At 63.7% G+C, this 25,289-nt stretch carries 27 protein-coding genes and 1 pseudogene; 4 read left to right on the top strand and 24 right to left on the bottom strand.

The features are described 5' to 3' along the window. Window positions 1-5: 5 nt before the first annotated feature. The 8 genes from OLSU_RS00580 to rpmE all read right to left on the bottom strand — a co-directional run bounded on the left by OLSU_RS00580 (window position 6) and on the right by rpmE (window position 6,246). Window positions 6-686, bottom strand: a complete 681-nt coding sequence (locus tag OLSU_RS00580) for a class II aldolase/adducin family protein (RefSeq protein WP_013250995.1) — start codon at window positions 684-686, stop codon at window positions 6-8. A gap of 66 nt (window positions 687-752) precedes the next feature. After that, window positions 753-1,328 carry a hypothetical protein gene (locus OLSU_RS00575; protein ID WP_013250994.1) on the bottom strand — a complete coding sequence of 192 codons (576 nt, stop codon included), beginning with the start codon at window positions 1,326-1,328 and terminating at the stop codon, window positions 753-755. A gap of 99 nt (window positions 1,329-1,427) precedes the next feature. Beyond that, the gene (locus OLSU_RS00570; protein ID WP_013250993.1) at window positions 1,428-2,822 is read right to left on the bottom strand and encodes a PTS galactitol transporter subunit IIC; all 1,395 of its coding nucleotides are present in this window, start codon (window positions 2,820-2,822) and stop codon (window positions 1,428-1,430) included. 128 nt (window positions 2,823-2,950) lie between these two features. Next, a complete protein-coding gene (locus OLSU_RS00565) occupies window positions 2,951-3,247 on the bottom strand; it encodes a PTS sugar transporter subunit IIB (protein WP_013250992.1) in 297 nt (98 codons plus the stop codon). A gap of 62 nt (window positions 3,248-3,309) precedes the next feature. Then, complete coding sequence (locus tag OLSU_RS00560; protein WP_013250991.1) at window positions 3,310-3,831, bottom strand: YjbQ family protein; 522 nt, start codon at window positions 3,829-3,831, stop codon at window positions 3,310-3,312. Further along, window positions 3,828-4,538: a triose-phosphate isomerase gene (locus OLSU_RS00555; protein ID WP_013250990.1), complete on the bottom strand. Its 711-nt coding sequence runs from the start codon at window positions 4,536-4,538 to the stop codon at window positions 3,828-3,830. Before OLSU_RS00555 ends, OLSU_RS00560 begins: the two co-directional genes overlap by 4 nt. Window positions 4,539-4,714: 176 nt before the next feature. Then, window positions 4,715-5,482, bottom strand: coding sequence for a GntR family transcriptional regulator (locus OLSU_RS00550; protein ID WP_049765125.1), 768 nt, complete (start codon window positions 5,480-5,482; stop codon window positions 4,715-4,717). 326 nt (window positions 5,483-5,808) lie between these two features. Next, window positions 5,809-6,246 carry a 50S ribosomal protein L31 gene (gene rpmE / locus OLSU_RS00545; RefSeq protein WP_013250988.1) on the bottom strand — a complete coding sequence of 146 codons (438 nt, stop codon included), beginning with the start codon at window positions 6,244-6,246 and terminating at the stop codon, window positions 5,809-5,811. Window positions 6,247-6,572: 326 nt separating this feature from the next. Here rpmE and OLSU_RS00540 point away from each other — a divergent pair, with 326 nt between their 5' ends. Next, a complete protein-coding gene (locus OLSU_RS00540; RefSeq protein ID WP_013250987.1) occupies window positions 6,573-7,367 on the top strand; it encodes a type III pantothenate kinase in 795 nt (264 codons plus the stop codon). 88 nt (window positions 7,368-7,455) lie between these two features. Here OLSU_RS00540 and OLSU_RS08980 read toward each other — a convergent pair whose 3' ends face one another. From OLSU_RS08980 to OLSU_RS00515, 5 genes are all read right to left on the bottom strand, one after another. Next, on the bottom strand, window positions 7,456-8,091 hold the full coding sequence (locus OLSU_RS08980) for a hypothetical protein (RefSeq protein WP_013250986.1): 636 nt from the start codon (window positions 8,089-8,091) through the stop codon (window positions 7,456-7,458). 6 nt (window positions 8,092-8,097) lie between these two features. Continuing rightward, window positions 8,098-9,537, bottom strand: coding sequence for a dihydropteroate synthase (gene folP, locus OLSU_RS00530; RefSeq protein ID WP_013250985.1), 1,440 nt, complete (start codon window positions 9,535-9,537; stop codon window positions 8,098-8,100). 72 nt (window positions 9,538-9,609) lie between these two features. Then, window positions 9,610-10,212 carry a GTP cyclohydrolase I FolE gene (gene folE, locus OLSU_RS00525; RefSeq protein WP_013250984.1) on the bottom strand — a complete coding sequence of 201 codons (603 nt, stop codon included), beginning with the start codon at window positions 10,210-10,212 and terminating at the stop codon, window positions 9,610-9,612. Between the two features lie 78 nt (window positions 10,213-10,290). Next, window positions 10,291-11,082, bottom strand: a complete 792-nt coding sequence (locus OLSU_RS00520) for an exodeoxyribonuclease III (protein WP_013250983.1) — start codon at window positions 11,080-11,082, stop codon at window positions 10,291-10,293. Window positions 11,083-11,152: 70 nt separating this feature from the next. Beyond that, window positions 11,153-12,052, bottom strand: a complete 900-nt coding sequence (locus tag OLSU_RS00515; RefSeq protein ID WP_013250982.1) for a patatin-like phospholipase family protein — start codon at window positions 12,050-12,052, stop codon at window positions 11,153-11,155. A 123-nt stretch (window positions 12,053-12,175) separates the two neighbouring features. Here OLSU_RS00515 and OLSU_RS00510 point away from each other — a divergent pair, with 123 nt between their 5' ends. Continuing rightward, window positions 12,176-12,919, top strand: a complete 744-nt coding sequence (locus tag OLSU_RS00510) for an NAD-dependent protein deacylase (protein ID WP_013250981.1) — start codon at window positions 12,176-12,178, stop codon at window positions 12,917-12,919. Window positions 12,920-12,988: 69 nt separating this feature from the next. On the opposite strand, the gene OLSU_RS00505 is transcribed toward OLSU_RS00510, so the two are convergent. From OLSU_RS00505 to OLSU_RS00470, 8 genes and pseudogenes are all read right to left on the bottom strand, one after another. Then, window positions 12,989-13,882: a phosphatase gene (locus OLSU_RS00505; protein ID WP_013250980.1), complete on the bottom strand. Its 894-nt coding sequence runs from the start codon at window positions 13,880-13,882 to the stop codon at window positions 12,989-12,991. Beyond that, the gene (locus OLSU_RS00500) at window positions 13,882-15,063 is read right to left on the bottom strand and encodes a pyridoxal phosphate-dependent aminotransferase (RefSeq protein WP_013250979.1); all 1,182 of its coding nucleotides are present in this window, start codon (window positions 15,061-15,063) and stop codon (window positions 13,882-13,884) included. Before OLSU_RS00500 ends, OLSU_RS00505 begins: the two co-directional genes overlap by 1 nt. Window positions 15,064-15,083: 20 nt before the next feature. After that, window positions 15,084-15,878, bottom strand: a complete 795-nt coding sequence (locus tag OLSU_RS00495; protein WP_051417705.1) for an alpha/beta hydrolase family protein — start codon at window positions 15,876-15,878, stop codon at window positions 15,084-15,086. Between the two features lies 1 nt (window position 15,879). Then, window positions 15,880-17,844, bottom strand: a complete 1,965-nt coding sequence (gene ftsH / locus OLSU_RS00490) for an ATP-dependent zinc metalloprotease FtsH (protein WP_148219084.1) — start codon at window positions 17,842-17,844, stop codon at window positions 15,880-15,882. A 78-nt stretch (window positions 17,845-17,922) separates the two neighbouring features. Further along, on the bottom strand, window positions 17,923-18,474 hold the full coding sequence (hpt, locus tag OLSU_RS00485) for a hypoxanthine phosphoribosyltransferase (RefSeq protein WP_013250976.1): 552 nt from the start codon (window positions 18,472-18,474) through the stop codon (window positions 17,923-17,925). 61 nt (window positions 18,475-18,535) lie between these two features. Beyond that, complete coding sequence (tilS, locus tag OLSU_RS00480; RefSeq protein WP_013250975.1) at window positions 18,536-20,047, bottom strand: tRNA lysidine(34) synthetase TilS; 1,512 nt, start codon at window positions 20,045-20,047, stop codon at window positions 18,536-18,538. A 187-nt stretch (window positions 20,048-20,234) separates the two neighbouring features. Beyond that, window positions 20,235-20,671 (bottom strand): annotated as a pseudogene (locus OLSU_RS09245) (hypothetical protein). Beyond that, entirely contained in the window at window positions 20,668-20,868 is a 201-nt protein-coding gene (locus tag OLSU_RS00470) for a hypothetical protein (RefSeq protein WP_041548746.1), read from the bottom strand. The pseudogene OLSU_RS09245 and the gene OLSU_RS00470 overlap by 4 nt, the downstream one beginning before the upstream one ends. A gap of 391 nt (window positions 20,869-21,259) precedes the next feature. Between OLSU_RS00470 and OLSU_RS00465 the strand changes: the two genes are divergently transcribed. Further along, the gene (locus OLSU_RS00465; RefSeq protein ID WP_013250974.1) at window positions 21,260-22,084 is read left to right on the top strand and encodes an MBL fold metallo-hydrolase; all 825 of its coding nucleotides are present in this window, start codon (window positions 21,260-21,262) and stop codon (window positions 22,082-22,084) included. A gap of 201 nt (window positions 22,085-22,285) precedes the next feature. Here the strand turns inward: OLSU_RS00465 and OLSU_RS00460 are convergent, their stop codons facing one another. After that, window positions 22,286-22,723 carry an Hsp20/alpha crystallin family protein gene (locus OLSU_RS00460; protein ID WP_013250973.1) on the bottom strand — a complete coding sequence of 146 codons (438 nt, stop codon included), beginning with the start codon at window positions 22,721-22,723 and terminating at the stop codon, window positions 22,286-22,288. A gap of 244 nt (window positions 22,724-22,967) precedes the next feature. On the opposite strand from OLSU_RS00460, the gene OLSU_RS00455 reads away from it, so the two are divergent. Next, on the top strand, window positions 22,968-23,525 hold the full coding sequence (locus tag OLSU_RS00455) for a hypothetical protein (protein ID WP_013250972.1): 558 nt from the start codon (window positions 22,968-22,970) through the stop codon (window positions 23,523-23,525). Window positions 23,526-23,589: 64 nt separating this feature from the next. On the opposite strand, the gene OLSU_RS00450 is transcribed toward OLSU_RS00455, so the two are convergent. Together OLSU_RS00450 and OLSU_RS08975 are read right to left on the bottom strand one after the other, a co-directional pair. After that, window positions 23,590-23,811 (bottom strand): hypothetical protein, encoded by a 222-nt coding sequence (locus OLSU_RS00450; protein WP_013250971.1) that lies wholly within the window; start codon window positions 23,809-23,811, stop codon window positions 23,590-23,592. 62 nt (window positions 23,812-23,873) lie between these two features. Next, window positions 23,874-25,166 (bottom strand): PASTA domain-containing protein, encoded by a 1,293-nt coding sequence (locus OLSU_RS08975; RefSeq protein WP_013250970.1) that lies wholly within the window; start codon window positions 25,164-25,166, stop codon window positions 23,874-23,876. Window positions 25,167-25,289: the final 123 nt, after the last annotated feature.

The following is a 25,289-nucleotide window of genomic DNA, read 5'->3' as shown; positions in this document are numbered from 1 at the left end:
CCATTTCAGTTCCTTGCAGCCTCTTCTGCATCTTGCTCGTCAAGCGTATGCTGACCATACCGATGAAAAACGGAGACCGCCTCGTCAATTTGCACCTGTGTCATCTCGGCCATCGGCCTGCCAGTAGAAAGCGCCACGGAAACGGTCTTCGCTGCCTCCTCGAGGTAGACGCAAGAGAACATCGCTTGGCGAAGGTCCCTGCCAACTGCAATGACTCCATGATGCTTGAGCACTACAGCAAGCTGATCACCAATGGATTCAACCGCCTGTGCACCCATAGACAGTGACCCCGGATTGCCGTAGTTAGCAACATGACAGGGCCCTTCTACGGCATTCGCCATCGTGGAGAGGTTGCATGGTATCTCATCCATAACCAAGCCGAGACCAGTTGCATAGGGCTGATGCGTATGAATTACAGCGTTGACCTTAGGCATATGGTGGAAGATGTAGAGAAGCGCTGCAGTGTCAACCGAAGCCTTTCGCATTCCCTCGACGACGTTTCCCTTTCCATCAACAACAAGCATGTCCTCGGGGACCATCTCGTCGTAAACCATACCTGACGGCGTAACGATGAAAAGGTCATCACCCGCACGCACGCTTACATTGCCACCAGACAGTGCGATTAGCCCATATCGATCGAGCTTGAGCGCACATTCCAGCATTTCCTTCTTTTCAGATTCAAACATACTGTGAACTTGCCTCCCTGATTTGTTGTGGGCACCGGTTTTCCTCTCAGTGTTCGCCTGCCTGAATCAAAGTTTTTTCGCCTTGGTGGTTCTTCTGCTCCGCTGCGCAGACCTCTCCCGTGAACGGATGGCCTCAATCTGGTCAGCATGTTCTAAGTAGTCCTTATTTACATCATGCGCACGGGCAAGAAGCGAATTAGGGTGAACTTTGTTGCCCAAATTGACGAGGTAAGCAAAGAGCTCTCCCCCATCTGAGAACATCTTTGTGGGGACCCAGTATCGTCCTTTAAAGATGTTGTGGTCCTGGACGCGTATGTATGTCTTTCCTGAACTTGGAAAAGGCCTCACTAGAAAAGTCGAAAGCTCAGAGAGTTTGTAGGAGTCCACGCGCCCAAGGCCAGAGAACGAGATGGAATCGCCCTCCTCATCAATCTCCACTCGCTCTGGGTTGGAAAGCGAAACAAACGTATTCCATACCTGGTAGAATGCGACAGCGCCAAAAATCAATGCGAGACCACGAGGGATGAAGGCATCAAGGACCGCAATCGCGATGCAAGCGATGCAAACCACGGCGCAAAACACGCCAGTGAAAGTCACCTCGATCTTGTAAAATGGTGGCTCGTAGACAAAAGACTTCTTCATGACTCTCCAAACACGCCGGGGCCGCACAAAGGTAAGTGTGGCCCCGGCGTTAGGAATGCTAGGAAATGACCCAGGGGACCAAGACCTCGTGCTGTCTACTTACTCCTCACTCTTGGCAGCGTGAAGCTCAGCAGCCTCCTTGAGAATGCGCTTGCGGTTCCAGATAGCAAGGGCAATGGCCAGGACCGCAATCACGATCATGCCGATACCATTCATGAAGGAGCCGATGCGGACGATGAGCCACGTGAGCGGGTTTGCGCCGTCACAAATAGAGGAAATTGCGGTTGCGGTACCCATGTCAAACTGAACGTTTGCGGCTGCGGTTGTAATCAGTGGCGAAAGGTCAGTAGCAATGTAAAGACCAACAGTAAGAACGATGATACCAATGATGATGCCGCGGAAGCCGTTGTTGTGCACGACAGGGGTGATGAGAACGAACATCCACGGAATCACAGCTAGGTCAGCAAAGGGAAGCACCTTGTTGCCCGGCAGGATGACGGCGAGGAAGATGCAGAGCGGAACGAGGACGAACGAGATGGCAAGCGTCACGGGATGACCAACGCCTACGGCGGAATCGAGGCCGATGTAAATCTTGCCACGGTTCTTGAAACGCTTCTCTACAAAGGTGGATGCGGCATCGGAAATTGGAAGCAGGCCCTCCATGAGCAGCGCGGCCATCTTGGGAATGAGAACCAACACAGCACCAAGGGACACAGCAAGGGTCAGAACCTGAGTGATTGAAGTGGCAATGTCACTGGGATCCCAATATGCGAGGCAGCCGATAACAAGGCCAATCATGGTACCAACGAGAATTGGCTCACCAAAGACACCGAACTTCTTCTGCAGGGTATCCGTGTTGATGTCGATATCACGAAGGCCGGGAATCTTGTCAAAAATCCAGTTGAAGAGCATGGCGATTGGCGCATACGCTGCCGTAAAACCGTGAGGCAGAGAGACACCGGGCATGTTGAGAGACTCTTCAACCAGAGGAGCCGTGTAGTCGCCAAGGACCATGATGATAATCATGTTGAGGATGGCAGCAATAATGCCCCAAACGATTGAGTCGGTAACAATCGCGACAAGGGCACCTGTGAAAGCAAAGTGCCAGTAGTCCCAAATGTCAACATCAACAGTCTGGGTCGTATTGGTAAGAAGCATCACAATGTTCACTGCAAGGCCAAGCGGGATGATGATGATTCCAACAGTGGAACCCATGGCGATTGCAGCAGCAGCAGGCCAACCCACGTCCACAACCGTAAGGGACAGGCCAAAGCGCTCGACCATGGTCTGGACGGCAGGAGAAAGGGTCGTGCCGAGCAGCGAGTTAATGACAAGGTTAAGGCCGATGAAACCAACGCCGACAGTCAAACCAGCGCGGAGACTCTTACCAAATCCGGCCCCCAAGCAACACCCCAAGATGGTGAGCACGATTGGCATCATTACCGACACTCCCAGTCCCGAAATAAACTGGAAGAATCCAAGAAAAGCATTCATCTCCATTCCTTTCCTCAAATACTTAGCCCAACGTCTATGCGCCCATCAGCGCAAGCAACACCCAACATACCCCTTGAGGAATGTGAAATAAGCAATCTGAATTGTTGGAGAGCAGAGAAGCGCAGCCGCTAATCCTCTTCCATGAGCTTTAGAATCTGAGCGTCAGTCTCCTCAGCCCCCCGGCCCATCAGATACGGGACCCCATTCACATAGGGGCAGTGGAGCTCAGTAGGGGCTATCGAAGTCGCAACAATAAAGTCGTAGTTTCGAGACTTCTCCGGAGCCGAAGCCAAGGGAATCTGAGTAATTTCGTACTGCCCCTTATAGCCATGGCTGTCAAGAAGCGCCTCGACCTTCTTCCTCGCTACCGTCGAAGTGACGATTCCTGAACCGCAGGAGAGAAGAATGTGCTTCATCTTTGCCATCGTAATCCTCCAATTCACCTAGGAACGAATAACTCGCTCCGCTACCGACAGACTTGAAACAGCTACTCCCCCATCACCACGACGCGAAGCTTGCGGGTGCGCTCGCGCGTGCGGTCGAAGTCGACGAAGAAGATGCTCGCGAGGCCGTTCATCTCGAGCCTGCCGCCGGCCACCTCGAAGGTCTGGCTGCCACCCACGAGCACGGAGCGCAGGTGCGCGTCGCCGTTCCAGAGCAGGGTGCGGTCGCCCCCTGGGAGGTAGGCTTCCGCGTCCGGCCAGCCCTCGACCTCCTCGAAGTGGCGAAGGCCGGGGTAGCGGTACGTCTTCCAGTCGCGCTGCTCGGGGAAGACCCTGTCCAGGCCGTCCGAGAGGTCGGCCTGCATGAAGGTGTCGCCGGCCGGGGTCATGTCGTGGTCGAACTCCTGGGAGTAGACGGCGCAGGTCGTGTGGCAGGAGATGCAGTGGACGACGCCCTCCCTGATGCCGCTCCATGAGACGATGTCGGCAACCTCATTGGTGACGTCGACGTAGGTCGGCTTCCCGGCGAGCGTCTCGACCCTCACCAGCCCCTTGTAGACCGTCATGGCCGGGCCTCCCCCTGGATGTCGGCGCGGACGCGGCCGAGCGCCTCGAACATCTCCTCGAGCTTCGCCTCGGGGTCCCCCGCGCAGACGATGCCCGAGGTGCCGCCCGTGGCGTCGCCGCCGTAGTGGATGGCGTCATAGACGTCCTGGCCGGTGGAGATGCCGGCGGCCTGCAGGACCATTGTCCCGGGCGAGACGGACTTGACGGCCTCGGTGGAGGCGCGGATGTAGTCCCCGCCGGCGATGCGGCCGGTGCCGATGAGGCTGTTGGGCTCGCACGTCATGATGTCGGGGTGGAGCTCGGCGATGGCCTTGGCCTCCTCGACGGAGTCGGCGCACACGCAGGTGAGGATGCCCACCTCGCGGGCACGCGCGACGGTCCTGGCGAGCTCGCCCACCGTCATGGGGTTCTCGGCGTGGTTGAGGAACGTTGCGCGCACCCCTGCGGCGGCGAGCGCCTCCGGGAGGACGTGCCCCATGCCGCGGCCGGGCCTGAGGCTCTCCATGGCCTGAGCGCACGGGATGAGATGCGGGCAGTTGTCCGCAACCCAAGCGAGATCGATGAGCTGTGCGGTGAACAGGGACTGGAAGCCGTAACGCTCGCAGAGCCCATCCGTCTTGCGAGCGAGCCTGCGGAGCTTCTCTCCGTACAGGTAGGACTTGGGGTTGACGACGAAAAACGGGCGCCTGAGAACAATCTTGTCCATGAAACTCTCTCCTCAACTCACCATTGCAACGACACAGAAGCAAACAGTTGTCCTCTAAAAAGTGGACAACACGCTTCTTGTCCAGTATTGAATGTACAAGTTAAGATAGATATGAAGAGTCCATGAACGGCATGTATGTGCCGACAAATGGTGCGGAGGCCCTTTAGTAGGGGAGCTTAGCTATAGCTCTCAGGCTGATATGCGGTACCCACGATTGATTGGCCCGGAGTCAGCCATGTGACACTCCACTCTATCTTGGCGTCATCTTCAAGGTGAATGACCTGCTCAAGGTGGAGAACAGCCGTATTCTCGTCACAGCCGAGCAGCGCGCCGTGCTCAGACCCCGCAACCAGGGCCTCATACTTCATTTCGGAGTATTTGACCTTACGCTTTGATGTCTTCTCGACGGCATCAAATAGCGAGACCTTAGTGAAGTCAATGTCCTCGATGCCCTCGCACTCGTTGAGATTCGTCCAACTTTCCTGGCATATGACAGGCGTGTCTTCCACCGTTCGAACCCTGCGCATGTACATGACAGGGTCACCTACCTTAATATCTAGCTCATTCGCCACGCTCTCGGGCGCAGATGTTACCTGCTTGACTAGAACATGCGTAACGAAATCCTTGCCTTGACGTCTCAAGGACTCTGCAAAGGAAATCGGCCTTACACCTGCCGGGTGTGAAATGCCCGGCCCGGTGACAAATGTGCCCTTGCCACGCCGTTGGACGAGTCTGCCCTCCTCGATTAGAACCCCTATCGCCCGGCGAACAGTGCCACGAGACAGCCTGAACTCGCGCATAAGGTCGTGCTCAGAAGGTATCCGAGATCCACTTTGCCATTCATGGGAATAAATCTTCTCCCTGAGAATGGATGCCAACTGGGTAAAGAGCGCTTCTGTCAACGTAGCTGAATCGTTATCTCCCAGAAGGCTTCTTGTGGCCATGAACGCCTGCCAAACAATAGAGAAGTGGACAAGTTTTGAACATGATATCCCCAGACTATAGGGGAGAACGCACCAGAACCACCTTCATGTTTCCAACAAAGATTTTGAGTCGTTGGTCGCTCTACCTAAGATTCAATTACTGCATGGAGCACTCATGCCACGACTAGAGGGCTGAATGCCAAGATGTCGAAGGCTCCTGATGCTCAACGGTCCCTTACCGACGACCGACGCCATTTCCGAGCCCAGGAGAAAATCGCACAAGCAACGCAACGGGGAGGCCGACTGGTGTCGACCTCCCCGTTCTTGCGGTGCGCTATGAGCGAGCGTTACTCAGCTGCGGGAGTCTCGGCTACGGCCTCGGTGGCCTCGGGCTCAGCGGGAGCCTCGGCGGCCTTCTCGGCAACCTTAGCAGCCTTTGCCTCGGCCTTCTTGGCGTACTCGGCGGCACGCTTGGCCTTCTCGGCAGCCTTGGCCTCCTTGGTGGCCTTGCGGGCGGCCTCCTGCTCTGCGGCCTTAGCGGCCTTGGCAGCCTTCTCGGCCTTGGCTGCATCGAGCCTGGCCTGAGCGGCGCCACCGAACTTGTCGGAGAAGCGTTGGACACGGCCGCCGGTGTCGACGAGCTTCTGCTGACCGGTGTAGAACGGATGGCACTTGTCGCAGAGGTCGATGGTCATCTCGGACACGGTGGCACGCGTGGTGAAGGTGTTGCCACAGGTGCAGCGAACGGTGCATTCGACGTAGTTGGGATGGATGCCTTGCTTCATGTCGGGACTCCTTCTGCCTGTCTGGTTTCCGACCAGACCGATGATGGTACGCCCTGGTTTCTGACCAGAGCCTCAAGTTTTTGAATAGTAGCACGGACCAGCTCGGAAAGATGCACGGGCACGCACAACGAGCGCTTTTGTGGTGATGGGATGGAGACCCCCACACGGTTGGACGATGCCTTTTGGCACGACGCGACGGGGAATGGAAGGCCTCAGCAAAAAGAGAGAGGGCCCTTCTCGGCAACGTTGGCTACACTATCGGCACGGCGTCCATTGGGGGCGCGCACCCGGCGGAGGCCGGTCCCACCATGCTCCCGGAGGACGAGATGCTCCTGACCATCGACGTCGGAAACACGCAGACGACCCTCGGCCTGTTTTCCCAGGGCGGCGTCTGCCAACGCCAATGGCGCATGGCAACCGATCGGACCGACACGGCCGACGAGCTCCACGAACGTCTATTTGGGTACTTCCTGATGTTCGGTCTGACGCTGGGCTCGGTCACGGACGTCGCCATATCGAGCGTAGTGCCCATCCTCACGCAAGAATGGCAGTACATGATGGCCAACGTCCTCAACGCCGAGGACGTCCTCCTGGTGGATGCCTCGCGTGACTGCGGCATCGTCGTCGACATGCCCGACCCCCACCAGGTGGGTGCTGACCGCATCGCCAACGCGGTCGCCGCCCTGGAGACCTACGGGCCCTCCACGATCGTCGTGGACTTTGGGACCGCCACCAACGTCGACGTCGTGGACGCCCGAGGCGCGTTTCGCGGGGGCGTCATCATGCCGGGACTCCTGCTTTCTGCAAACTCCCTGTTCTCGCGCGCGGCAAAGCTCTCGAGCGTACCACTGGTCGCACCCGACCACGCCCTGGGCGAGACCACCGAGACCGCCGTGCAGTCAGGCATCGTGATCGGCGCGGCAGCGGCCGCAGAGGGCCTCGTCGCACGCATACGAGAGGAGCTGGGAGAGCCCGACGCGACCGTGGTGGGGACGGGGGGCTTCGTCCGAGAGATATCCCACGTGACGAAGGTCTTCGACACCATCGATCCCGACCTCACGCTCCGTGGCATCTACAGCATCTGGTGCCACCGCGCAGCGAAGCGGGCTGCAAGGGGTTAGGTGCCGTCGGGTTGGACCATCGTCGGGCCATGCGATGCGCATGCAGCGACCCGGCATTGCGTCATCCTGGCGCGCCCTCGCCCTGACGTCACCCCCGTGCGACATGCAGGCTGGCCTGCTCCGGCGAGAGCTCGAGCACACGCCCCGAGGCGATGCGCACGTTCGCGCGGCCCCAGACGTCGACACCCGCAAGCACGCCCCGCGCGGCAGGGCGACCGTTGGGGTAGATGACCTCGACCTCACCGCCAGCATGTTCCAGCAGGTCGAAGTAGTCACCCAGAAGCGGCGCGAGGGGACCGGCGACCACCCGCGCCCGCTGCAGCGCAACCTCCCAGCCGCGGGCGCCCTCCCTGAGGGCATCGCGCAGCATGCCCTTCCCTCGGGCGAGAAGGCCAACGCCCTCGATGCCCTGGGGGACAAGCTCGACCTTTGCGAACACCCCCTGGTCATAGCCCGCATGCGCGTAGACGAGCAGCACGGGGGTGCCCGCGACGGATACGCCGGATGGCCAGAGCACGCGGGCGTCGACGCCGTCGGACCGCAGCATGCGAGCAGCGGCGAGGGCCAGCACGGCCGGCAGGCAGGCATACATCTGCATCGGTACATCGAGGCGCAGCACCAGCGACAGGCTCCGAGGACCGGCCGATTCGTCCCTCCGCTCCGCATTCACCTGGTGGCCATCGCCCGAATCGCCACGCGCCATGGCGATCGCACCATCACCCATGAGGAGCTACTCCCAGTCGAGGTCGCCAAGCTCGCCGATCACGTGACCGACACGGTCCTCGGGTGCATAGACGGGGACGCCGACATGCATCAGGAAGCGGACGGGGTCGTGCATGAGATCCTCCATGGGGACGAGGACGTAGTCGCGCTCGCCCAGATGGGGATGCGGAAGCGTGAGCTTGTGACCAGCATGCTCCTCGTCCTCGACCCAGCAGAGGTCACAGTCGATCGTACGGGGTCCGCATCCAGCCTGCTTGGAGTCTCGCACGCGTTTGAGCTGGCGCTCGACGCCCATCAGGGCATCGACCAGCACGAGAGGGTGCAGCTCCGTGCGAATCTCGGCGACAGCGTTTGCCACGGGGGTCGCGATGCCATAGGCGGGCTCGGTCTCGTAGGCACGACTGACCTGGACCACGCGCGTCAGGGGGATCTCGCTCATCAGACGAACGGCTCGGGACAGATTGCCCAGGCGATCTCCCACGTTGGACCCCAGCGACACGAAGCCCTGGCGTGCGTCGGCCTTCGCGACGGACCAATAGGCGTCGAGGGCCTGGGCCGTTCCCGCGACGTCGTGGACGCGCAAGATGCGCGCGCCGGACTCGACGGCCGAGAGCGTGACGCCCACGGTCGCGGCATCGCGCTGGTCGGACGTGGCGATGCCGGAGACGGCCCCCACGAAGCGCTTGCGCGACACGGCGCACAGCACGGGATAGCCGATGGAGACCAGCTTGCTCGTGGCACGCTGGATCACGACGTCCTGGTCCGCGCTCTTGTCGAAGCCAGGACCAGGATCGACGCAGATGCGATCGTGGCTCACCCCCGCACGCATGAGCGTGCGCGCCTGGTCTCCCAAGAAGCCCATGATCTCGCGCATGATGGGCGCCTCTTCCGGCAGCGTGAAGCGACGGGTGCTGGTGGGCACCGGGCGCGCCGCGCGGGTCCGAACGGGACGCGCGGAATCGAGCTGCACGGAGCGGCGCGAGCTGGCGCCGCTGAGCTTGTTCCAATGCATGACCACGCAACCACAGGAAGACTCGGCTGCAACCTGGACCATCTGGGAATCGGTGAAGCCGCTCACGTCATTGACGACCGAGGCACCCAGGCGCACGCACATCTTGGCGACGCCGGCATGACGGGTGTCGATGGAGACGACGGCTGACGGCGCGGCGGCGAGGATCCCACGCACCACGGGCACGACGCGGGACGCCTCCTCGTCGGGCGAGACGGGTGTGTGGCCCGGCCTCGTGGACTCCCCGCCCACGTCGATGATGTCCGCACCCTCGTCCAGCATCTGCAGCGCACGGTCGACGGCCTTCTGGGGATCGAGGTTCTCTCCCCCGTCCGAGAAGGAGTCGGGGGTCACATTGAGAATGCCCATGACGCGTGGGCGGGCCAGCGATATCTCGTGGTTGCCGCAACGCCAGGTTGCGTAGTCCTCTCGTAGCATGGGTGGAACCTCCCAAGGTGCTGGGGACGTGCGCGGATTGTGCCGCGCACCTGCTCCCCACGATTGTAGCCGCTACTTGGTGCCGTTGAAGATGAGGCTCATGGCCTCGGCGCGGGTGGCGTCGTGACGCTCGAACGCGCCGCGGACAGCCGAGGTGGTCGTCTTGGCCCCGGGCTTCCTCACGCCGCGCATGGTCATGCACAGATGCTCGGCCTCCATCACCACCAGGACCCCCGAGGCACCCACACCTTCCATCACGGCGTCGGCGACCTGTCGGGTGAGCTGCTCCTGGACCTGGGGGCGCTTGGCGAAGACGTCTACCACGCGGGCCAGCTTGGAGATGCCACAGACGCGCCCATCCTCCCCAGGAAGGTAGGCGACATGCGCCACGCCAAAGAACGGCAGGAGGTGGTGCTCGCACAGCGAGTAGAACGGGATGTCGCGCACGATGACCATCTCGTGGCATCCGACGTCGAAGGACTTCTCGAACAGGAGGGCCGGGTCCTGGCAGAGGCCGGCGCAGCTCTCCTCAAGCGCGCGCGCGACGCGAGCCGGAGTCTCACGGAGCCCCTCGCGATCGGGGTCCTCGCCCATGCCGGCGAGCATCAGGCGCACGCCACGCTCGATCTTGTCGTGGTCCATGCGCCAGCCGTCGTGCATCGTGGGCTCCACCATTGGGCCTCCTCGTCCCTATCCTCACGCTGTCCCATTGTAGCCGCGTGGGGTCACACGGGACAGGCGCTCCGCCGAGCGCTACAGCCTGATCTGCAGCTCGATCGGACAGTGGTCGCTTCCGAACACCTCGTCGTGGATGGAGGCGCCCTCGATCCTGTCGGCGACACGCTCCGACGTCAGGAAGTAGTCGATGCGCCAGCCCACGTTACGCTCGCGGGCACGCATGCGGTAGCTCCACCAGCTGTAGGCGCCCTCGAGATCGGGGTTGAGGCTGCGGAAGGTGTCCGTGAAGCCCGCATCCAGGAGCCTGCCGAAGCTATCCCTCTCGGCATCCGAGAAGCCCGGGTTCTCATGGTTGGTGGAGGGGTTCCTGAGGTCGATCTCCTGGTGTGCGACGTTGAAGTCTCCGCAGGTCACAATGGGCTTATGTGCGTCAAGCTCGAGCAGGAAGAGGCGGAAGCGCTCATCCCAGCCCATACGCTCTTCGATGCGCGCGAGGCCCTGCTTGGAGTTGGGCGTGTAGACGTCCACGAACCAGAACGTGGGAAACTCAAGGGCACAGACGCGCCCCTCGTCATCCGCAACGTCACTCCCGATCTGGCGGATGACCCGCAAGGGATCCTCGCGCGAGAACACCGCCGTGCCCGAGTAGCCCTTGCGCTCGGCAAAGTTCCAGGTCTGGAAGTATCCGGGCAGGTCAAGCTCGACCTGTCCCTCCTGCAGCTTGGTCTCCTGGATGGCGAACACGTCGGCGTCCAACTGGGAGAAGATCTGCAGGAAGCTGGGGTCCTTCCTCATGACGGCGCGAAGGCCGTTGACGTTCCACGAGACGAGCTTGAGCGCCCGGTCGGGCGCGACGGTGTCAGCCATGGGATGAGGTTCCTCTCGATCGGCAGATGCTCCCACGAGGGTAGCAGAGCCACACGGGGACCGAGGGCGCCTAGGACGAGGGGAACAGGAACTCCTTTATGCGCGGGATCTCACGCTGCGCCTGTGCCGCACCCAGCTGGTAGGCGGCCTCCAGCTGGGTGCTGTCCAGCGTGGTGCTCTTGACGGGCATGGTGTTGGGGCGTACCACCAGGCAGCGACCCTCGCCCTCGAGCCTCTCGACGCGGTCAAGCTCCTCGTTGTAGCGCTCCCACCTGGTCAGGAGGGCGTTGCGCACGTAGGGGTGGCTCTTGCCGAAGCGCACGATCATGCGTCGCTCGCGTGCCGTGGGCTCCGTCTTGCGATACCCCGCCGGACGCGTTGCCACGAGGACGAACCTGTCGAACCCCGCTTGCTCGGCCATGCGCACGGGTATGCCCGCCCCCTCGCCCAGACCTCCGTCAAGGTAGGTCGTCCCCTCGATGGGCAGCGGCTTCATCAGCATGGGGAGGGTGGAGCTGGCGCGCACGCGATCGATCATCTGATGCACGTCAGGCATGTCATCCTTGGTGAACACGACGGTGCGGCCCGTGTCGCGCTCGAACGCCTGGATGGAGACGCGGGCAGGGTTGCGCGAGAACGTGGCGAAGTCGAACGGCAGGCGTCCGTCGTCGATGCAGCCCGCGTAGAGGTAATCCGCATTGAAGTAGCCCTTGCCCCGGAGAAGGGAGCGGACGCCCCCGATGCGCTCGTTGCCGTCGCGGCCCATGAAGGCCTCCTTCACGCGGTGCTGGTCACGCGAGACATAGTCGACGGCATGGCTGGCCCCTGCCGAGAGACCACAGACGAAGTCGAAGTACAGCCCCTCGCGCAGAAGCGCGTTCGCAATCGCGGCGGTGTAGGCGGCGCGGTAGCCACCACCCTCGAAGACCAGGGCACAGTCGGTGATGTTGTTGGTGAGATCATCTTCCATGGTTGGCCTCGCTTCCCATATATATGAGCTTTGCTCTACCCAATCGGGCGTCTGGTAGTCATGGACACATCAGGTGTAGCCTGGCGTTAACCTTGGTCGGACAAGACGAGAGGGGCGGCTGGCATGGGACAGGTCATAACGGACGCGCACGAGGCGGCCCAGGTGCTCGCAGGTCATGTGGCGCGAGCGTCGCACACGGTCTTCTTTGGCGGGGCGGGAGTCTCGACCGCAAGCGGGATTCCCGACTTCCGCAGCGAAAATGGCCTCTATAGGCAGCACTTCTCAAGCGAGTACCCGCCCGAGGAACTGCTGAGCCATCATCTGTGGCGCGAGAGGCCCGAGCTGTTCTATGACTTCTACCGCACGATGATGTGCACCCCAGACGCCCGGCCCAACCAGGCCCACCTCAAGCTCGCCCAACTTGAGGCAGAGGATGGCCTGGACGTCGTCATCACACAGAACATCGACGGGCTGCACCAGAAGGCGGGCTCCAAGAACGTGGTCGAACTCCATGGGTCGACGAAGCGCAACCACTGCATGGGCTGCGGCGCGCTCTACGACGAGGCGTGGATGCTGGCCACGGCCGGCGTCCCCCACTGCAAGCGATGCGGGGGCGTGGTAAAGCCCGACGTCGTGCTGTACGAGGAGCCTCTGGGCGAGGGGGACGTGCGCGCCGCAGTCGAGGCGATCTCCGCAAGCGACCTCCTGATCATAGGGGGGACCTCGCTCGTCGTGTACCCCGCCGCAGGGCTCGTGCGCTATTTCAGGGGCGACGCGATCATCATCGTGAACCTGCAGCCCACTCCCCAGGACGCGGGGGCTGACGTGGTCTGCGCCTGCGACATCGCAAGCGCCTTCGACTGGTAGGAACCGAACCCTCGACATCCGTGACTACCCGCAGCAAGCGATGACGGGCCGTGCCCACGGAGTCCGGCCCTATGCCCGCAGGGTCCCCCGCGCACGGGAGAGCACGCCCATGAAGGTCTCAGCATCGCGCGTGGCGACGAGCCGCTGGGGAAATCCTATCTCCCCGAGCAGGGACCTCACGCGATCGAGGCGACCGATGTCGCAGGATATGTGTGCATCAGTCCCTGTTGAGACCATGACGCCCAGCTCGGCGCAGCGCTCCGCGATCCGACGGCAGGCGCCGCTGGCCTCCTGGTGCGAGACGAGCGTGGCCTCGTTGATCTCGATGAGCTTGCCCAGATCCTTGGCCACGGCCAGGACCTCGTCCATGTCGAACGGCACGGCTGAGCGCCCGGTGTGGCCCAGGATCAGCACCTTGGGGTCCTCGAGGGCATGGACGTACATGGCCGTCGTCCGTGCGAGGGATGCTCCGTGCGCGAACTCCGCGTTGTGGACCGACGCGATGACGTAGTCGCAGTCACGGAAGACGCGCTCCTTGAGGGTGGTCGCACAGCCAAGGGACGCACCGTTTATCTCGTATGCGACAGGCGCGTCATAGCCAAAGAGCCTTCCGTCCAAATCGACGATATCCGCCTCGCAGCCATGCAGGAGACGGACGCCATGCCAGGTGCGCGGCCAGACGGCATAGTTCAGGAAGTACTGGTTGTCACGCAGGTCATAGCCCGATGCGCGCTCTCCGGTCGCCTCGCGGTGCAGCATGGAGGAGAAGTGGTCCGTAGACCCCAGGAGCTCGATGTGGCGCCCTGCGGCGGCACGGACGTTCTCCTCGATGGTCGAGTAGGCATGGCGCGAGAAGAGCGTGTGGGTGTGAACGTCACAGGCGATGTGCAGCGGCCGGCATCCGGTCTGGCGAGAGTCGCGGCCGCCACAGGCCCCGCCGTCACGCCCCGTGCAGGTCCCCATCAGAGGTACTGCTCCCTGAGGCGCCCCCAGGCACCCATGGATCCCTCGATCGTATCGTGGCTCACGCAGTAGCCCAGGCGGACCCAACCGGTGCAGCCGAAGCTGTCGGACGGCACGGGAAGGAGCTCGAGCGCCTTGGCCCTCTGGAAGAATGCCTCGGCATCGGGCTCAAGCGACCTCACCCAGAGGTAGAACGCCCCCTGTGGCTCGACGTACTCGTAGCCGAGCGCGGAGAGGCCCCGGGTGAGCGCCTCTCGGTTGCGGGCGTAGGCATCGACGTTCACAGGCTCGTCCACGCAATCCGCAAGCACGCGCTGGAAGAGTGCGGGTGCACAGACAAACCCCAGCTTGCGACCGGCCCCGGCGACGGAGGGCACCAGGTCGTCGTGATCGGGATTGGTGTCGGGCACCAGGACCCAGCCGATGCGCTCGCCCGGCAGAGAGAGCGACTTCGAGTAGGAGTAGCACACGATGGCGCGCTCGTAGAGGGCTGGCACCCAGGGCACCTCCGCACCGTAGGTGATCTCACGATAGGGCTCGTCCGAGACGAGGTAGATCCTTATCCCCAGATCTCGGCAACGCCCGCGCAGGACGTCGGCGAGGGCGACGAGGTTCTGGGCGGGGTAGACGGCGCCGACGGGGTTGTTGGGCGAGTCGATCAGGACGGCCTTGGTCCGTGCGGTGATTGCCGCCGCCACGGCCTCCGTGTCGATCTGAAAGCTGTCCCTGTCGGCCTTGACCTCGACGCAATGGGCGCCGGAGGCCTCGATCCAGACGCGGTACTCGGGGAAGTACGGAGCCATCACGATGACCTCGTCGCCGGGGTTAACGATTGCGTGGAGCGTGATGGACAGCGACGCCGCCGCACCGCAGGTGAGGTAGAGGTCGCCCACCTGATACGAGGTGGAGAAGCGACGGTTGAGCGAGTCTGCGACGGCTTGGCGCACGAAGGGCAGGCCGGCGGCGGGCGTGTAGCTGTGGAGTTGGGTCGGGGGCAGCCGGACGTTCCTCTCGATGGAGGCCCGCACCGCCTCGGGCGCGGGGATGGAGGGGTTGCCCAGCGAGAAGTCGAAGACCCTCTCGGCCCCTATCTCCGCCTTGCGGGCCGCCCCGTAGGCCGCGATCTCGCGAATGGACGACTTGGCCGAGCCGTAGTCATAGCTTGTCCGGTTGATAGCCATGCTTGCTCCTCTCTCTTGCGCTATGCGCGCACGGAGACCTCACGGAAGAAGTCACGGGCGCAGCTGAAGGACCGTTGGAGGTCGTCGCCCGAGAACCCATGGCCAGCCCCCACGAAGCGTTCGAGGCGCGCGTGGGGAAACGCCCCTGCCGCACGCTCGGCAAAGGCAAGGGGGACGATCGGGTCGGCATCCCCCTGCATGAGCAGGACGTCGCCGGAAAAGCGGGGCATCTCCACGTATGGGTCGCAGGCAAGGGCGTCCGCTGCGTAGCGCCGTCCGACGGCGCACCCCATCATGTCATAGCTCTCCGGCAGCTCCGTGCCGTCACCAAACCGCCTCCTGGCGTCATCGTGCAGCACGTAGGCGGGGTACATGAGCGCGAGGGCACGCACGACGTGGGGATTGCGACAGGCAACGAGGGTCGCGACGAAGGCGCCTTGGCTCGCTCCCATGAGGAACAGCCGGCCAGGATCGCAGAACGGCTCCTCTGCCATGGCGCCGACGACTGCCCACAGGTCGGCGGCCTCGGTCTCGACGGACATGTGCAGCATGTCCCCGTCCGAGCGCGCTCGAGGGCCTCCGCCACAGAAGTCGACGTTATAGACCACCATGCCGGCATCGCACAGCAGCTGGGCGTAGACATCCATGGACCTGCCGTCCACGCCGAAGGGGTGCGCCATGATGACGGTCGGGAGGCGCAGGTGGGTGAACGCCGCGTCTTGGGCGCCGTCGGGAAGATGCAGCTCGCCGTAGATCTTGAGCCGGGTCCCATCGTCCGCCGTGCGCCCGCACCACATGATGTGCCTCTCGGACACGCTACTCACCGGCTCCCGCGCCTGTGGCCCTGCCGTCCGCAGCCCCCTCGCCGACGGCGGACTCGCCGGGATGGGCGGCCAGGTAGGCGTCCCACCTGTCGTCGAGCAGGGCGCTCACGACTTCGCCCTCGACCGTCTCGCGCTCGAGCAGGACGTGAGCTATGGTGTCCATCTGGGCGCGACGCGCCTCGAGCACCTCGCAGGCGCGCAGGTGTGCCTCGCGCATTATGCGCTCGACCTCGTCGTCGATGCGCTTGGAGGTCTCGGCCGAGTAGTCATGGTGGTTGGCGTAGTCGCGGCCCAGGAAGACCTCGTGCTGGGCCTCGCCATAAACCTGGGCTCCCAGCTCGTCGCTCATGCCGTAGCGGGTGACCATCTCGCGGGCGAGCTTGGTGGCACGTTCGAGGTCGTTGCTGGCACCCGTCGTGATGTCGCTGCAGAAGAGCTCCTCGGCGGTGCGGCCGCCCAGCAGCACGGCGATCTGGTCCAGCATGCCGTCGCGCGTCTCGAGGAAGCGGTCCTCCTCGGGCAGCTGCATGGTATAGCCCAGCGCCCGACCACGGCTGATGATCGAGATCTTGTGAACGGGGTCGCTGTTCTCGAGCACGTGACCCACCAGGGCGTGTCCGCTCTCGTGATAGGCGATGGTCATGCGCTCCGCCTGGGTCATCACGCGTCCCTTCTTCTCGGGACCCGCCATGACGCGCTCCATGGCCTCCTCGACCTCGCCCATCGAGATGCGCTCCCTGCGGCGGCGAGCCGCGAGCAGTGCCGACTCGTTCATGAGGTTGGCGAGGTCGGCTCCCGTGAATCCGGGGGTGAGCTTGGCGATGCGGCCCAGGTCGACGGTCTTCTCCATGGGCTTGTTCTCCGCATGGACGCCCAGGATCTTCTTGCGCCCCTTCACATCGGGCCTGTCGACGGTGACCTGGCGGTCGAAGCGACCGGGGCGCAGCAGGGCCGGGTCGAGGATGTCGGGCCTGTTGGTCGCCGCGATCAGGATGACGGCGGAGTTGTCCTCGAAGCCGTCCATCTCAACCAGCATCTGGTTCAGAGTCTGCTCGCGCTCGTCGTGCCCGCCGCCCAGACCGGCGCCACGCTGACGGCCGACGGCATCTATCTCGTCGATGAAGACGATGGAGGGGGCGACCTCCTTCGCCTGCTTGAACAGGTCACGCACGCGGCTGGCGCCGACGCCGACGAACATCTCGACGAAGTCCGACCCACTGATGGAGAAGAACGGGACGCCCGCCTCGCCGGCGACGGCCTTCGCCAGAAGCGTCTTGCCGGTGCCCGGGGGCCCCACCAGAAGGACGCCGTGGGGGATCTTCGCGCCCATCTTGCGGTAGCGCTCGGGCTCGCGCAGGAAGTCACGGACCTCCTCGAGCTCCTCGACGGCCTCGTCGATGCCGGCCACGTCGGCAAACTTGACCTTGGGACGCGTCTCCTCGTGCGTGCGCGCCCTGTCCGCGCGACCGAAGTTCATGGCACGCCCGTTGGCGCCTTGCATCTGGCTCATGAAGTAGTACAGCGCGACGACCACGATGACGGTGGGCACCACGGAGACGAGAACGGTCTGCCACAGGTCGTCCGACGAGGTGTCGATCCTGAACGACACGTCGGGGTGCCGTGCCATCAGCTCCTGGAGGCTGTCCGCACCCACGTAGGTGGACGAGAAGTCGACCGTGGGGCTATCGTCGGAGTCACGCTGGTAGGTGCCGCTCAGGCTGCCGTCGGAGGTCTTGAACGTGACGCTTCTGACGCGGTTCTCCTTGACGGCCGTGACGAACTCGTTGGTGGCAAGCCGGTCCACCGCGCTCTTGGGAGCCAGGGCGCCAAACGCCGTATAGCTCAGGTAGACCACGAAGGCGATGAGGACGAGCGTGTAGACGTAGAGCTGCCAGCGGCGGACGGGGCCGCGGGGAGGCTGTGTCCGACCGCCTTGACCCAGGCCACCGGGACCCATCTGATTGTTGTCTGGCACTGGTGGTGCTCCTTGCTGTCGAACTTGGCGTACGGGCCGACCCTCCGGTGGCCGACGTTGCTAGCCGGCGTAGACCTCGGACTTGAGGACACCGACGTAGGGGAGGTTGCGGTAGCGCTCGGCATAGTCCAGGCCATAGCCCACGATGAACGCATCGGGCACGTGGGTGCCGACGTAGCGGGGATCGATGGCGGGCACCTTGCCCTTGATGTCCTTCACGGCGAAGGTGGCGACATGGACCGACGCGGGCTTACGTGCCTGCAGGAGATCGATTAGGTAGCTCAGGGTCAGGCCCGAGTCCAGGATGTCCTCGGCGATGATGACGTGACGGCCCTCGATCTTGGTGTCCAGGTCCTTCACGATGCGTACGACCCCCGAGCTCTTGATGCCGTCACCGTAGCTCGAGACCGCCATGAAGTCGACGGCGCAGGGCACGGTGATGGCGCGCATGAGGTCGGCCGTGAACACGAAGGCCCCGCGCAGAACGGCGATGATCAGCGGGTTCTTGCCGTCGTAGTCACGAGAGATCTCCCCTCCCATGCGCTTCACGATGGCCTCGATGTCCTCCTCGCTCAGGATGACGCTCTCGATGTCCTCATGCACGTCTGCCATGCCGCCAGCCCTCCTCGTGTCGCCGCCGACGCCAGCGCGGGCCGCCCTGCGGGGATTTCCTCTACAAGCTAAGGATACTCAATTCCAGCAGCAGCTTCGTTGCGGGCACACAACGAACGCGCTCGTCCGGGCGGACACCCGCCACCCACAGGATGTTCCCCGTGGGCGAGGTGCGCACGACGGGCACGCGCCGACGGTCGGCCGCTGGGATGCGCGCCTCGTTGAGAAGGTCGGAGAGCTTCTTGGACTGTCCGTGCATGCCCAGGGGGCACATCACATCGCCTGGGACGGCCACATCGACCCAGAGCCTGCCTCCCGACGCACGGTCGAGCCCGCAGGAGGCGGCATCCAGGAGCACCGACTCCCCCGCCCACTCCACGGCATGCGCGCGGGCCAGCTCGTCGGCACGCGAGCCCGTGGGCACCTCGGTCAGGCGCGCCCGGACACCGCGGCCGTCGGGAAGCCTCGCCTGGCCGGGAACGTCGAGCCAGAGGGCGACCGTGCCCCTCCCGCTGTCGTGGTCCCGGACGAAGAGCAGCCCGTACTCCACACGGGCGTCGCAGCCCAAAGGGATGCTGGCAGAGCCGCCACCGGCGGCGACCAGACCGAGAACGCGGTCGACGTGTCGGGCCTCCAGGCGCGCATCGGGACGCACGGCCAGGATCGCCTGGCGCACCACGCGCCGCGCGATGGCAACCTCAGCGGCACCCAGTCGTCCGGCGTCGAGCGCGACCATGCCATCCGACTGGCGCCTCAAAAGGTCACGATAGCTGCGCCATGCCACCTGGCCCAGATAGGAGTCCTCGTCGGAAAGTAGGTCGCAGGTGGTGGCCAGGTTCGCCGTCACACGCGGGTTGCGCGCCCGGACAACGGGCATGACCTCGTGACGCACGTAGGATCGCAGGTAGCGCGTATCGGCATTGGTCTTGTCCTCACGCCAGACGATGCCGCTCATGCGCAGCAGGTCGCAGAGCTCCTCGTGGGTACGTCCCAGCAGGGGGCGTACGATGAGGTTGCGGCGACGGGGTATGGACGAGAGGCCCTGGGGTCCCGTCCCCCGGATGGCGTTCATGAAGAAGGTCTCCGCCCGGTCGTCGGCGGTGTGCGCCGTCAGGATGCGCGCCGCCGCACGCGGCGTGCCGAACTCCCGCGAGAGCTGGCCCGCGAGCTCGGCGGCGGCGGCGTAGCGCGCCTCGCGGCCAGCGTTCTCCACGTTGGCGCCTGAGCCAGAGCCCTCCCGCGCAAGTGCGGCGACGTCGACGCGCCGCACGGTGCAGGGTATCCCGTAGCGCGACGACAGCTCGCGGACGAACTCCTCGTCCTCCTCGGCATCAATGCCCCTGAGCTGATGGTTCACATGCAGGACGTGCAGACGCTCACGAGCGATGCGGGCGACGCCACGCCCGTCATCTATATCCAGTGTCGAGGTCGCCGCAAGCAGGAGCAGCGCAGACGAGTCGGCACCACCCGAGACCATGAGCACCACGGGTGCGCGCGTCTCCTCGCCATGCACGGACGACGGACGTTCGAAGAGAGGTGTCGCGCTGGCATATCTACGGTTGACGCTGGGCACGCTGATGGTCCTCCCTGACAGGGTCCGAGTCGAAGGCTGGGCCGTGGCCATGCACCGCACGAATGGCTCGCACCGACGTCCCGCTTGGCCAAGGCCTCACCCACATGGTACGGCAACCTGGCGCCCATGCCGGGCACTCGGCTGCCGCGCCCGCATCACGACTCTTGCAGGCCCACGTCTTTTCGGTCTACCCAATCACCACCTGTGCGACGAGCAGCAGGCCGTTCAGCACGATCGTTGCGACGAGCAGGGGGTTGATGAACTTGAGCCAGCGGCTGAACGGCACGTCGACCATGGCGAGCGACGCCGAGATCAGGCCAGTCGGGGTGATGTAGCTGATGAGGCCCTGGCCGTAGTTGTATGCCGCGATGATGGCCGCTTTCGAGATGCCGACCGCGTCACCCAGCGGAGCCATGATGAGAATCGAGAGCACGGCCAAGCCCGAAGAGCTGTTGATGAAAAACCCAGGATGATGTAGGCGACCAGCATCACGAGGATGAAGAGCATGGGGCTCATGCCCGTGACCACGCCAGAGAAGTAGTTCAGGATGGTGTCGGAAATGTAGCCGTTCTCGAGCAGGATGTTGACCGCACGTGCTACGCCTAAGACCAGCGCGACGCTCATGAGGTCGCCGGCACCTTGGCATAGACGAAGCAATCATCGCTCACACGGACGTCCCCTACCCCCAGGCCACGCAGCTCGTCCGCCAGGAGACTGGCAAGCTTGAACTCATCCGGACTGCTGGAGCATTGGGCATCGTTGCCCTCGTCGCTCGGGGTCCTAACCGCCACGTACCTCAGAAGCCTGTCGACCGCTCCCATACGCTCTCCCTTCCGGCATGCAGGGGGCTCTGGCGGCGAACGCACGCCGTGCGACGCAGAATCGCGACGTGCGAGTCCCTCCTTTCAGTCGTATGCAACATTACAGAAATGCGCAGGTAACCGAAGCGCAATGATAGGGATACGCAGCCTCATTTTCAGACCTTTTACGCAAATGGTAGGTAGAACGGGGAAACGAGACGTCTGGCAGTCCCTTGTCGTCACCCGGAAATGCCGAGCCAGCCGATTGGTGTCTCCGCCATGCGCTAAGGTCTACGGAGCCAAGCGGACTCGTCCAAAAGCAAGGCTTCGGACGGGCGCTCGATGGCGCACGCAACACATCCCTCGCGCGGCGCGCCGCGCGAGGGATGCGAACGAGAGGGGTCCCGAGGCCATGTATCCCCATATACACCTGCACGTCCTAGCCAGCGGTTCCAAGGGAAACGCTGCCGTAGTGGAGGGGCCCAAAGGCAGCATCCTGATCGACTGTGGCATCTCACGCCGCGAACTCCTGAGACGTGCGGGCGACCTGGGCGTGGACATGGGTCGCGTCTCGGCGCTGCTCCTGACGCACGAGCACTCCGACCACGTGGCGGGAATCCCTGTCTTTGCCAAGCACTTCGGCGGTACGCTGGTCGCAACGGCAGGCACCGTCAGCGGGAGCCCGCGCTTGGCCGGCCTCTCGTTTGACCTCGTGGGTCACAGCGACTCGTTCGACGTCGCGGGCATGCACGTCCAGTGCTTCCCCACCTCGCACGACGTGGGCGACCCCATGGGCTTTCGCTTCTCGGTCACGGGTGATGACGGTCAGGCCGAAGACGCCCTTGGCTGGTGCACCGACTCCGGCCTCCTCACGGCCGAGGCCCTGGGACTCCTGCGCGACGTGCGCATCTTGGGCATCGAATCCAACCATGACGTGGACCTACTTGCCCATGGCCCCTATCCCGCATTCCTCCGCGCACGAGTGGGTAGCGACACCGGTCATCTTTCCAACGCGCAATGCGCCGAGGCCCTACCGCTCTTGGTGGGACCTGACACGGAGACCGTCATCGCGCTCCATCTCTCCGAGAAGAACAACCGACCGGGCGTATGCGTCCGCACGCTTGCCGCCGCCGTGGGGGCCGAGGTGCTCGCCGACAATGCCGCCGAGGCACGCTCGCCCGACGGGACGCTTACCGTCCGCGCAGCGAGCCAGACCACCCCGCTGAGCGTTTGGTGACCTGCTCGGCAGGCTGCGAGAGGGTCCGGCGACGCACAACGATGGGGGCGGCGCCGAAGCACCGCCCCCCAGTCCGCCTGTCTCGTGTTCCACGTACACCCCGTACACGAGGATCACGTGCATGCCTCGTACGCGACCTCATGCGCCCGCTGTGGGCGACCCGTCCCGAGCGATGGCCGAGCACACAAGCCGCTACTGCAGCTAGTCAATCGAGACCTTGGTGACGTTGGCCTTCTCGTCCTGCTTGGGGACGTTGACGGTCAGGACCCCGCCGTCCAAGCGCGCGGTCAGTCCAGAGGTGGCGGCGTCCTTGAGGTAGACGCCGCGGGTGGCGCTCCACTCGCTGGTCTCCTTGTGCAGGTAGTTCTTGCCCTTCTCCTCCTCGGACTCCTTCCTGTCCACCGAGATGGACAGGCGACCCTCGTTGAGCTCCACGTCGATCTCGTCACGCTTGACACCTGAGAGCTCTGCGGTGACGACGTACGCGTCACCCGCATCCTCGACGTTCATCTTGAACGCACCATCGTTGGCGACGGAGGCCAGAGTGCCGAACGGATCCGAGAAGAACGAGCCGAATGGATCGAAAGCCCTGCGCAGTGCCCTGTCGTAGTTGCTGCCGTACGGAATCATGCTTGCCATAGTCCCTCAACTCCTTTGCGTCTAGGCGCCCCGGTATGTGCGCCTCCCGTTTCGATAAGGTATGTTCCCTCCTGGTGGGGTTTTATACCTTTCGTACAAGATTTTCTTAGTTGATATCGCTTAGTAAATCTAAGTCAATTAACTTAGATTAAGCTCCGTGAGCATTTATCGTCTGATGGTCACAAGGCGAGTGCTGCCGTATGATGGAGCCGTATTCGGCGAAAGGCAGCGCGGAGGGCCTCACATGAGCGACAACGCACATGTCCCTGACTGGATGATCGAGGATCTTTCGGACCTTGACGCCAAGGCGGGCGACGCCGCCCCGAGCGTCTCTGGCGGAGAGGGCGCCGACGTGCACGAGGCCCATGTGCGGGGCGCCGGCGCACAAGACGTTGACCTGGAGGGTGGCGTGCCCACCTCGCAGGGACAACGCTATGTCCATGTGCCCGCTCGGGGACACGCGCCTTACGTCAGGCAGCGCGCACCACATCGCACGCAGGAGGCCATCAACGACGTCGGCACCGATGACGACAGCCCAGCGGCTGGCTACCAGCACGACTCGAACGTCACCATCGGCCATGCGTTCTCGGGCGGGAGCGGACAGTATAGGCGGGCGAGACGCAACGTCTCGGGGCTCAAGGGCAGTCGTTACGGCCAGTACCTTGAGATTCCCAAGGGGCGACGCTCGATCTTCCGGTCGCAAGAGAGCATCCGCAAGCGCCGCTCGGTGCTCTCGCTCATCGTTGTCGTGCTCGTCCTGGCCCTTGTCGCCGCCTTCATCTGGCACCTGTTGAACCATTAGCGCTGGAACGTCGGCGCTGGGGTGGCGGGACACTCGTCAGGTCCGGCACCAGAGCAGGGAGCCGCTATCTCCAGGGGTCCCTTTCAAACAGAGGCTCTGGATCAGGACGACGATCCGAGTAGGGATCGTAGCCGTCATCGTCCTCGTTCTCGGCACGCAGGAACGCCGTCCGCCCATCACTGTCGACGGGGCTGGCGGCGACGGATGCACAAGCGCCGTCAGATGCGCCGACGGTGACATCAGAGGTGTTGGTGACCCCTACGCCCGTGCCCGCACCTACGTCCATACTTCCGCTCGCACCTATGCCTCTGACTGAGTCCATCCGGCCCGTCACGCCCTCCGTTTTCCCTATCCGGTGTACGCGTCGATATAGGCGATCATGTCCGCAACGCCGCCGCCAAAGCCCGTAAGGTCATACTGGTCATAGAGCGACGTCGGGGCACAGCTCGCGGCGACGCGCAGTTGTCCCGCGTCGCTCACGATGACGACGGACCAGCTGTAGCCATTCTGCACGCCATACGCGCAGGCAAAGCTCGCCGTCCCCTTGCTGGCGCCTTGGGGCAGGCGGATGTTGTCCTGGGTCACCTTCGCCGTCTGACCCGAGAAGCCGCAGAGCTCCACTATCTGCCGCAGCGCCTCGTCGGAAAGGTTCGCTGCCGTCGCGGGGACGTCGGACGACGCCAGCTCGAGCCGCACGCCTTCAAAGCGTGCGCCACGCGCCAGCACGTCATCGCCCGCTCCCTGGGACGCGTCGAAGTTATGCGCGAACGGGTTGGAGTCGAGCCTGACCGTACCCTTATCAGCCGAGACAAAGAGCGCCTGGGCCATGCCGTTGGCGTCCTCGTGAGAGGCCTGGAGGGAAAAGCCCTGCTCGGTCAGCCACTCGTCGATGCGTCGAGGGGAATACCTAAAGTACTCGCCCAGGTGATGGTAGTCGCTCGGGTTGACCTCCACCACCTGAAGGGCAACGGTGCCGCCTGCGCCGATGCGCGTGCCCTGGCCTGGGTCGCATGAGACGACCGTCCCGGCCTTCTGATCCGACTTGACGTAGCTCACGCTGGCGACAAGGCCTGCGGCCTCGATGTCCTTCGTCGCCTCGTCTTCGGTCCTGCCGATAACATAGGGCACGGTGTAGGACTGTGCCACGGTCAGGGTGATGGTGTCGCGCGAGACGAACGCGCTTCCCTCTCCTGGGTCAACGGCCACGACGCTGCCCTCCTGTGCCGTGGAGGCCTGGTGCTCGATGGAGATGCGCTGGGCCCCAACATCTCGGAGCGCAGTGGTGGCATCGGCCTCGCTCAGACCCACGACCTGGGGAATGATCCGCTGCACACCCACATGCAGCGTAACGGTGCTGCCCTCGGGCGCCCTTTCGCCGGCCCCCGGCTCGGTCGAGAGCGCCTTTCCGATCCCATCGTCTACGGCATCGTTCGCGACCACGACGGAGAAGCCCTTGGACTCCAGCTCCTGCGTCGCCGCCACCTGAGAGGTGCCGACGACCTTGGGAACGCTCTTGCCGCCCCAGAGCTCCGCCCCATAGGTTGCGAAGGCCGCCGTCGCGAGCAACATCACGGCGAGAAGGACTGCGGCCGCGATGGGACGCGCGGCGGTTCCGCCGCGCACGTTCTTCTCGCCCGCCATCGTCCCTCCTCACCCGGCATCAACTTCCATCCGGCGCCCGTCTGCGCTCGACTCGCGCTTGTCCGGTCCTCGGCTCCACCTGACAGCCAACTCACCTTGCAGGCACCACCGCCTGCGTGCTCA

Source organism: Olsenella uli DSM 7084 (assembly GCF_000143845.1).
GTDB classification, from domain to species: Bacteria; Actinomycetota; Coriobacteriia; order Coriobacteriales; family Atopobiaceae; genus Olsenella; species Olsenella uli.
This window is presented reverse-complemented; position numbering and strand designations above follow the sequence as displayed.

Excerpts from the sequence above, each read along its gene's own strand:
- OLSU_RS00580 (WP_013250995.1), bottom strand. The coding sequence starts at position 686 with ATGTTTGAATCTGAAAAGAAGGAAATGCTGGAATGTGCGCTCAAGCTC.
- OLSU_RS00575 (WP_013250994.1), bottom strand. The coding sequence starts at position 1,328 with ATGAAGAAGTCTTTTGTCTACGAGCCACCATTTTACAAGATCGAGGTG.
- OLSU_RS00570 (WP_013250993.1), bottom strand. The coding sequence starts at position 2,822 with ATGAATGCTTTTCTTGGATTCTTCCAGTTTATTTCGGGACTGGGAGTG.
- OLSU_RS00565 (WP_013250992.1), bottom strand. The coding sequence starts at position 3,247 with ATGGCAAAGATGAAGCACATTCTTCTCTCCTGCGGTTCAGGAATCGTC.
- OLSU_RS00560 (WP_013250991.1), bottom strand. The coding sequence starts at position 3,831 with ATGACGGTCTACAAGGGGCTGGTGAGGGTCGAGACGCTCGCCGGGAAG.
- OLSU_RS00555 (WP_013250990.1), bottom strand. The coding sequence starts at position 4,538 with ATGGACAAGATTGTTCTCAGGCGCCCGTTTTTCGTCGTCAACCCCAAG.
- OLSU_RS00550 (WP_049765125.1), bottom strand. The coding sequence starts at position 5,482 with ATGGCCACAAGAAGCCTTCTGGGAGATAACGATTCAGCTACGTTGACA.
- rpmE (WP_013250988.1), bottom strand. The coding sequence starts at position 6,246 with ATGAAGCAAGGCATCCATCCCAACTACGTCGAATGCACCGTTCGCTGC.
- OLSU_RS00540 (WP_013250987.1), top strand. The coding sequence starts at position 6,573 with ATGCTCCTGACCATCGACGTCGGAAACACGCAGACGACCCTCGGCCTG.
- OLSU_RS08980 (WP_013250986.1), bottom strand. The coding sequence starts at position 8,091 with ATGGGTGATGGTGCGATCGCCATGGCGCGTGGCGATTCGGGCGATGGC.
- folP (WP_013250985.1), bottom strand. The coding sequence starts at position 9,537 with ATGCTACGAGAGGACTACGCAACCTGGCGTTGCGGCAACCACGAGATA.
- folE (WP_013250984.1), bottom strand. The coding sequence starts at position 10,212 with ATGGTGGAGCCCACGATGCACGACGGCTGGCGCATGGACCACGACAAG.
- OLSU_RS00520 (WP_013250983.1), bottom strand. The coding sequence starts at position 11,082 with ATGGCTGACACCGTCGCGCCCGACCGGGCGCTCAAGCTCGTCTCGTGG.
- OLSU_RS00515 (WP_013250982.1), bottom strand. The coding sequence starts at position 12,052 with ATGGAAGATGATCTCACCAACAACATCACCGACTGTGCCCTGGTCTTC.
- OLSU_RS00510 (WP_013250981.1), top strand. The coding sequence starts at position 12,176 with ATGGGACAGGTCATAACGGACGCGCACGAGGCGGCCCAGGTGCTCGCA.
- OLSU_RS00505 (WP_013250980.1), bottom strand. The coding sequence starts at position 13,882 with ATGGGGACCTGCACGGGGCGTGACGGCGGGGCCTGTGGCGGCCGCGAC.
- OLSU_RS00500 (WP_013250979.1), bottom strand. The coding sequence starts at position 15,063 with ATGGCTATCAACCGGACAAGCTATGACTACGGCTCGGCCAAGTCGTCC.
- ftsH (WP_148219084.1), bottom strand. The coding sequence starts at position 17,844 with ATGGGTCCCGGTGGCCTGGGTCAAGGCGGTCGGACACAGCCTCCCCGC.
- hpt (WP_013250976.1), bottom strand. The coding sequence starts at position 18,474 with ATGGCAGACGTGCATGAGGACATCGAGAGCGTCATCCTGAGCGAGGAG.
- OLSU_RS00470 (WP_041548746.1), bottom strand. The coding sequence starts at position 20,868 with ATGGGAGCGGTCGACAGGCTTCTGAGGTACGTGGCGGTTAGGACCCCG.
- OLSU_RS00465 (WP_013250974.1), top strand. The coding sequence starts at position 21,260 with ATGTATCCCCATATACACCTGCACGTCCTAGCCAGCGGTTCCAAGGGA.
- OLSU_RS00460 (WP_013250973.1), bottom strand. The coding sequence starts at position 22,723 with ATGGCAAGCATGATTCCGTACGGCAGCAACTACGACAGGGCACTGCGC.
- OLSU_RS00455 (WP_013250972.1), top strand. The coding sequence starts at position 22,968 with ATGAGCGACAACGCACATGTCCCTGACTGGATGATCGAGGATCTTTCG.
- OLSU_RS00450 (WP_013250971.1), bottom strand. The coding sequence starts at position 23,811 with ATGGACGTAGGTGCGGGCACGGGCGTAGGGGTCACCAACACCTCTGAT.
- OLSU_RS08975 (WP_013250970.1), bottom strand. The coding sequence starts at position 25,166 with ATGGCGGGCGAGAAGAACGTGCGCGGCGGAACCGCCGCGCGTCCCATC.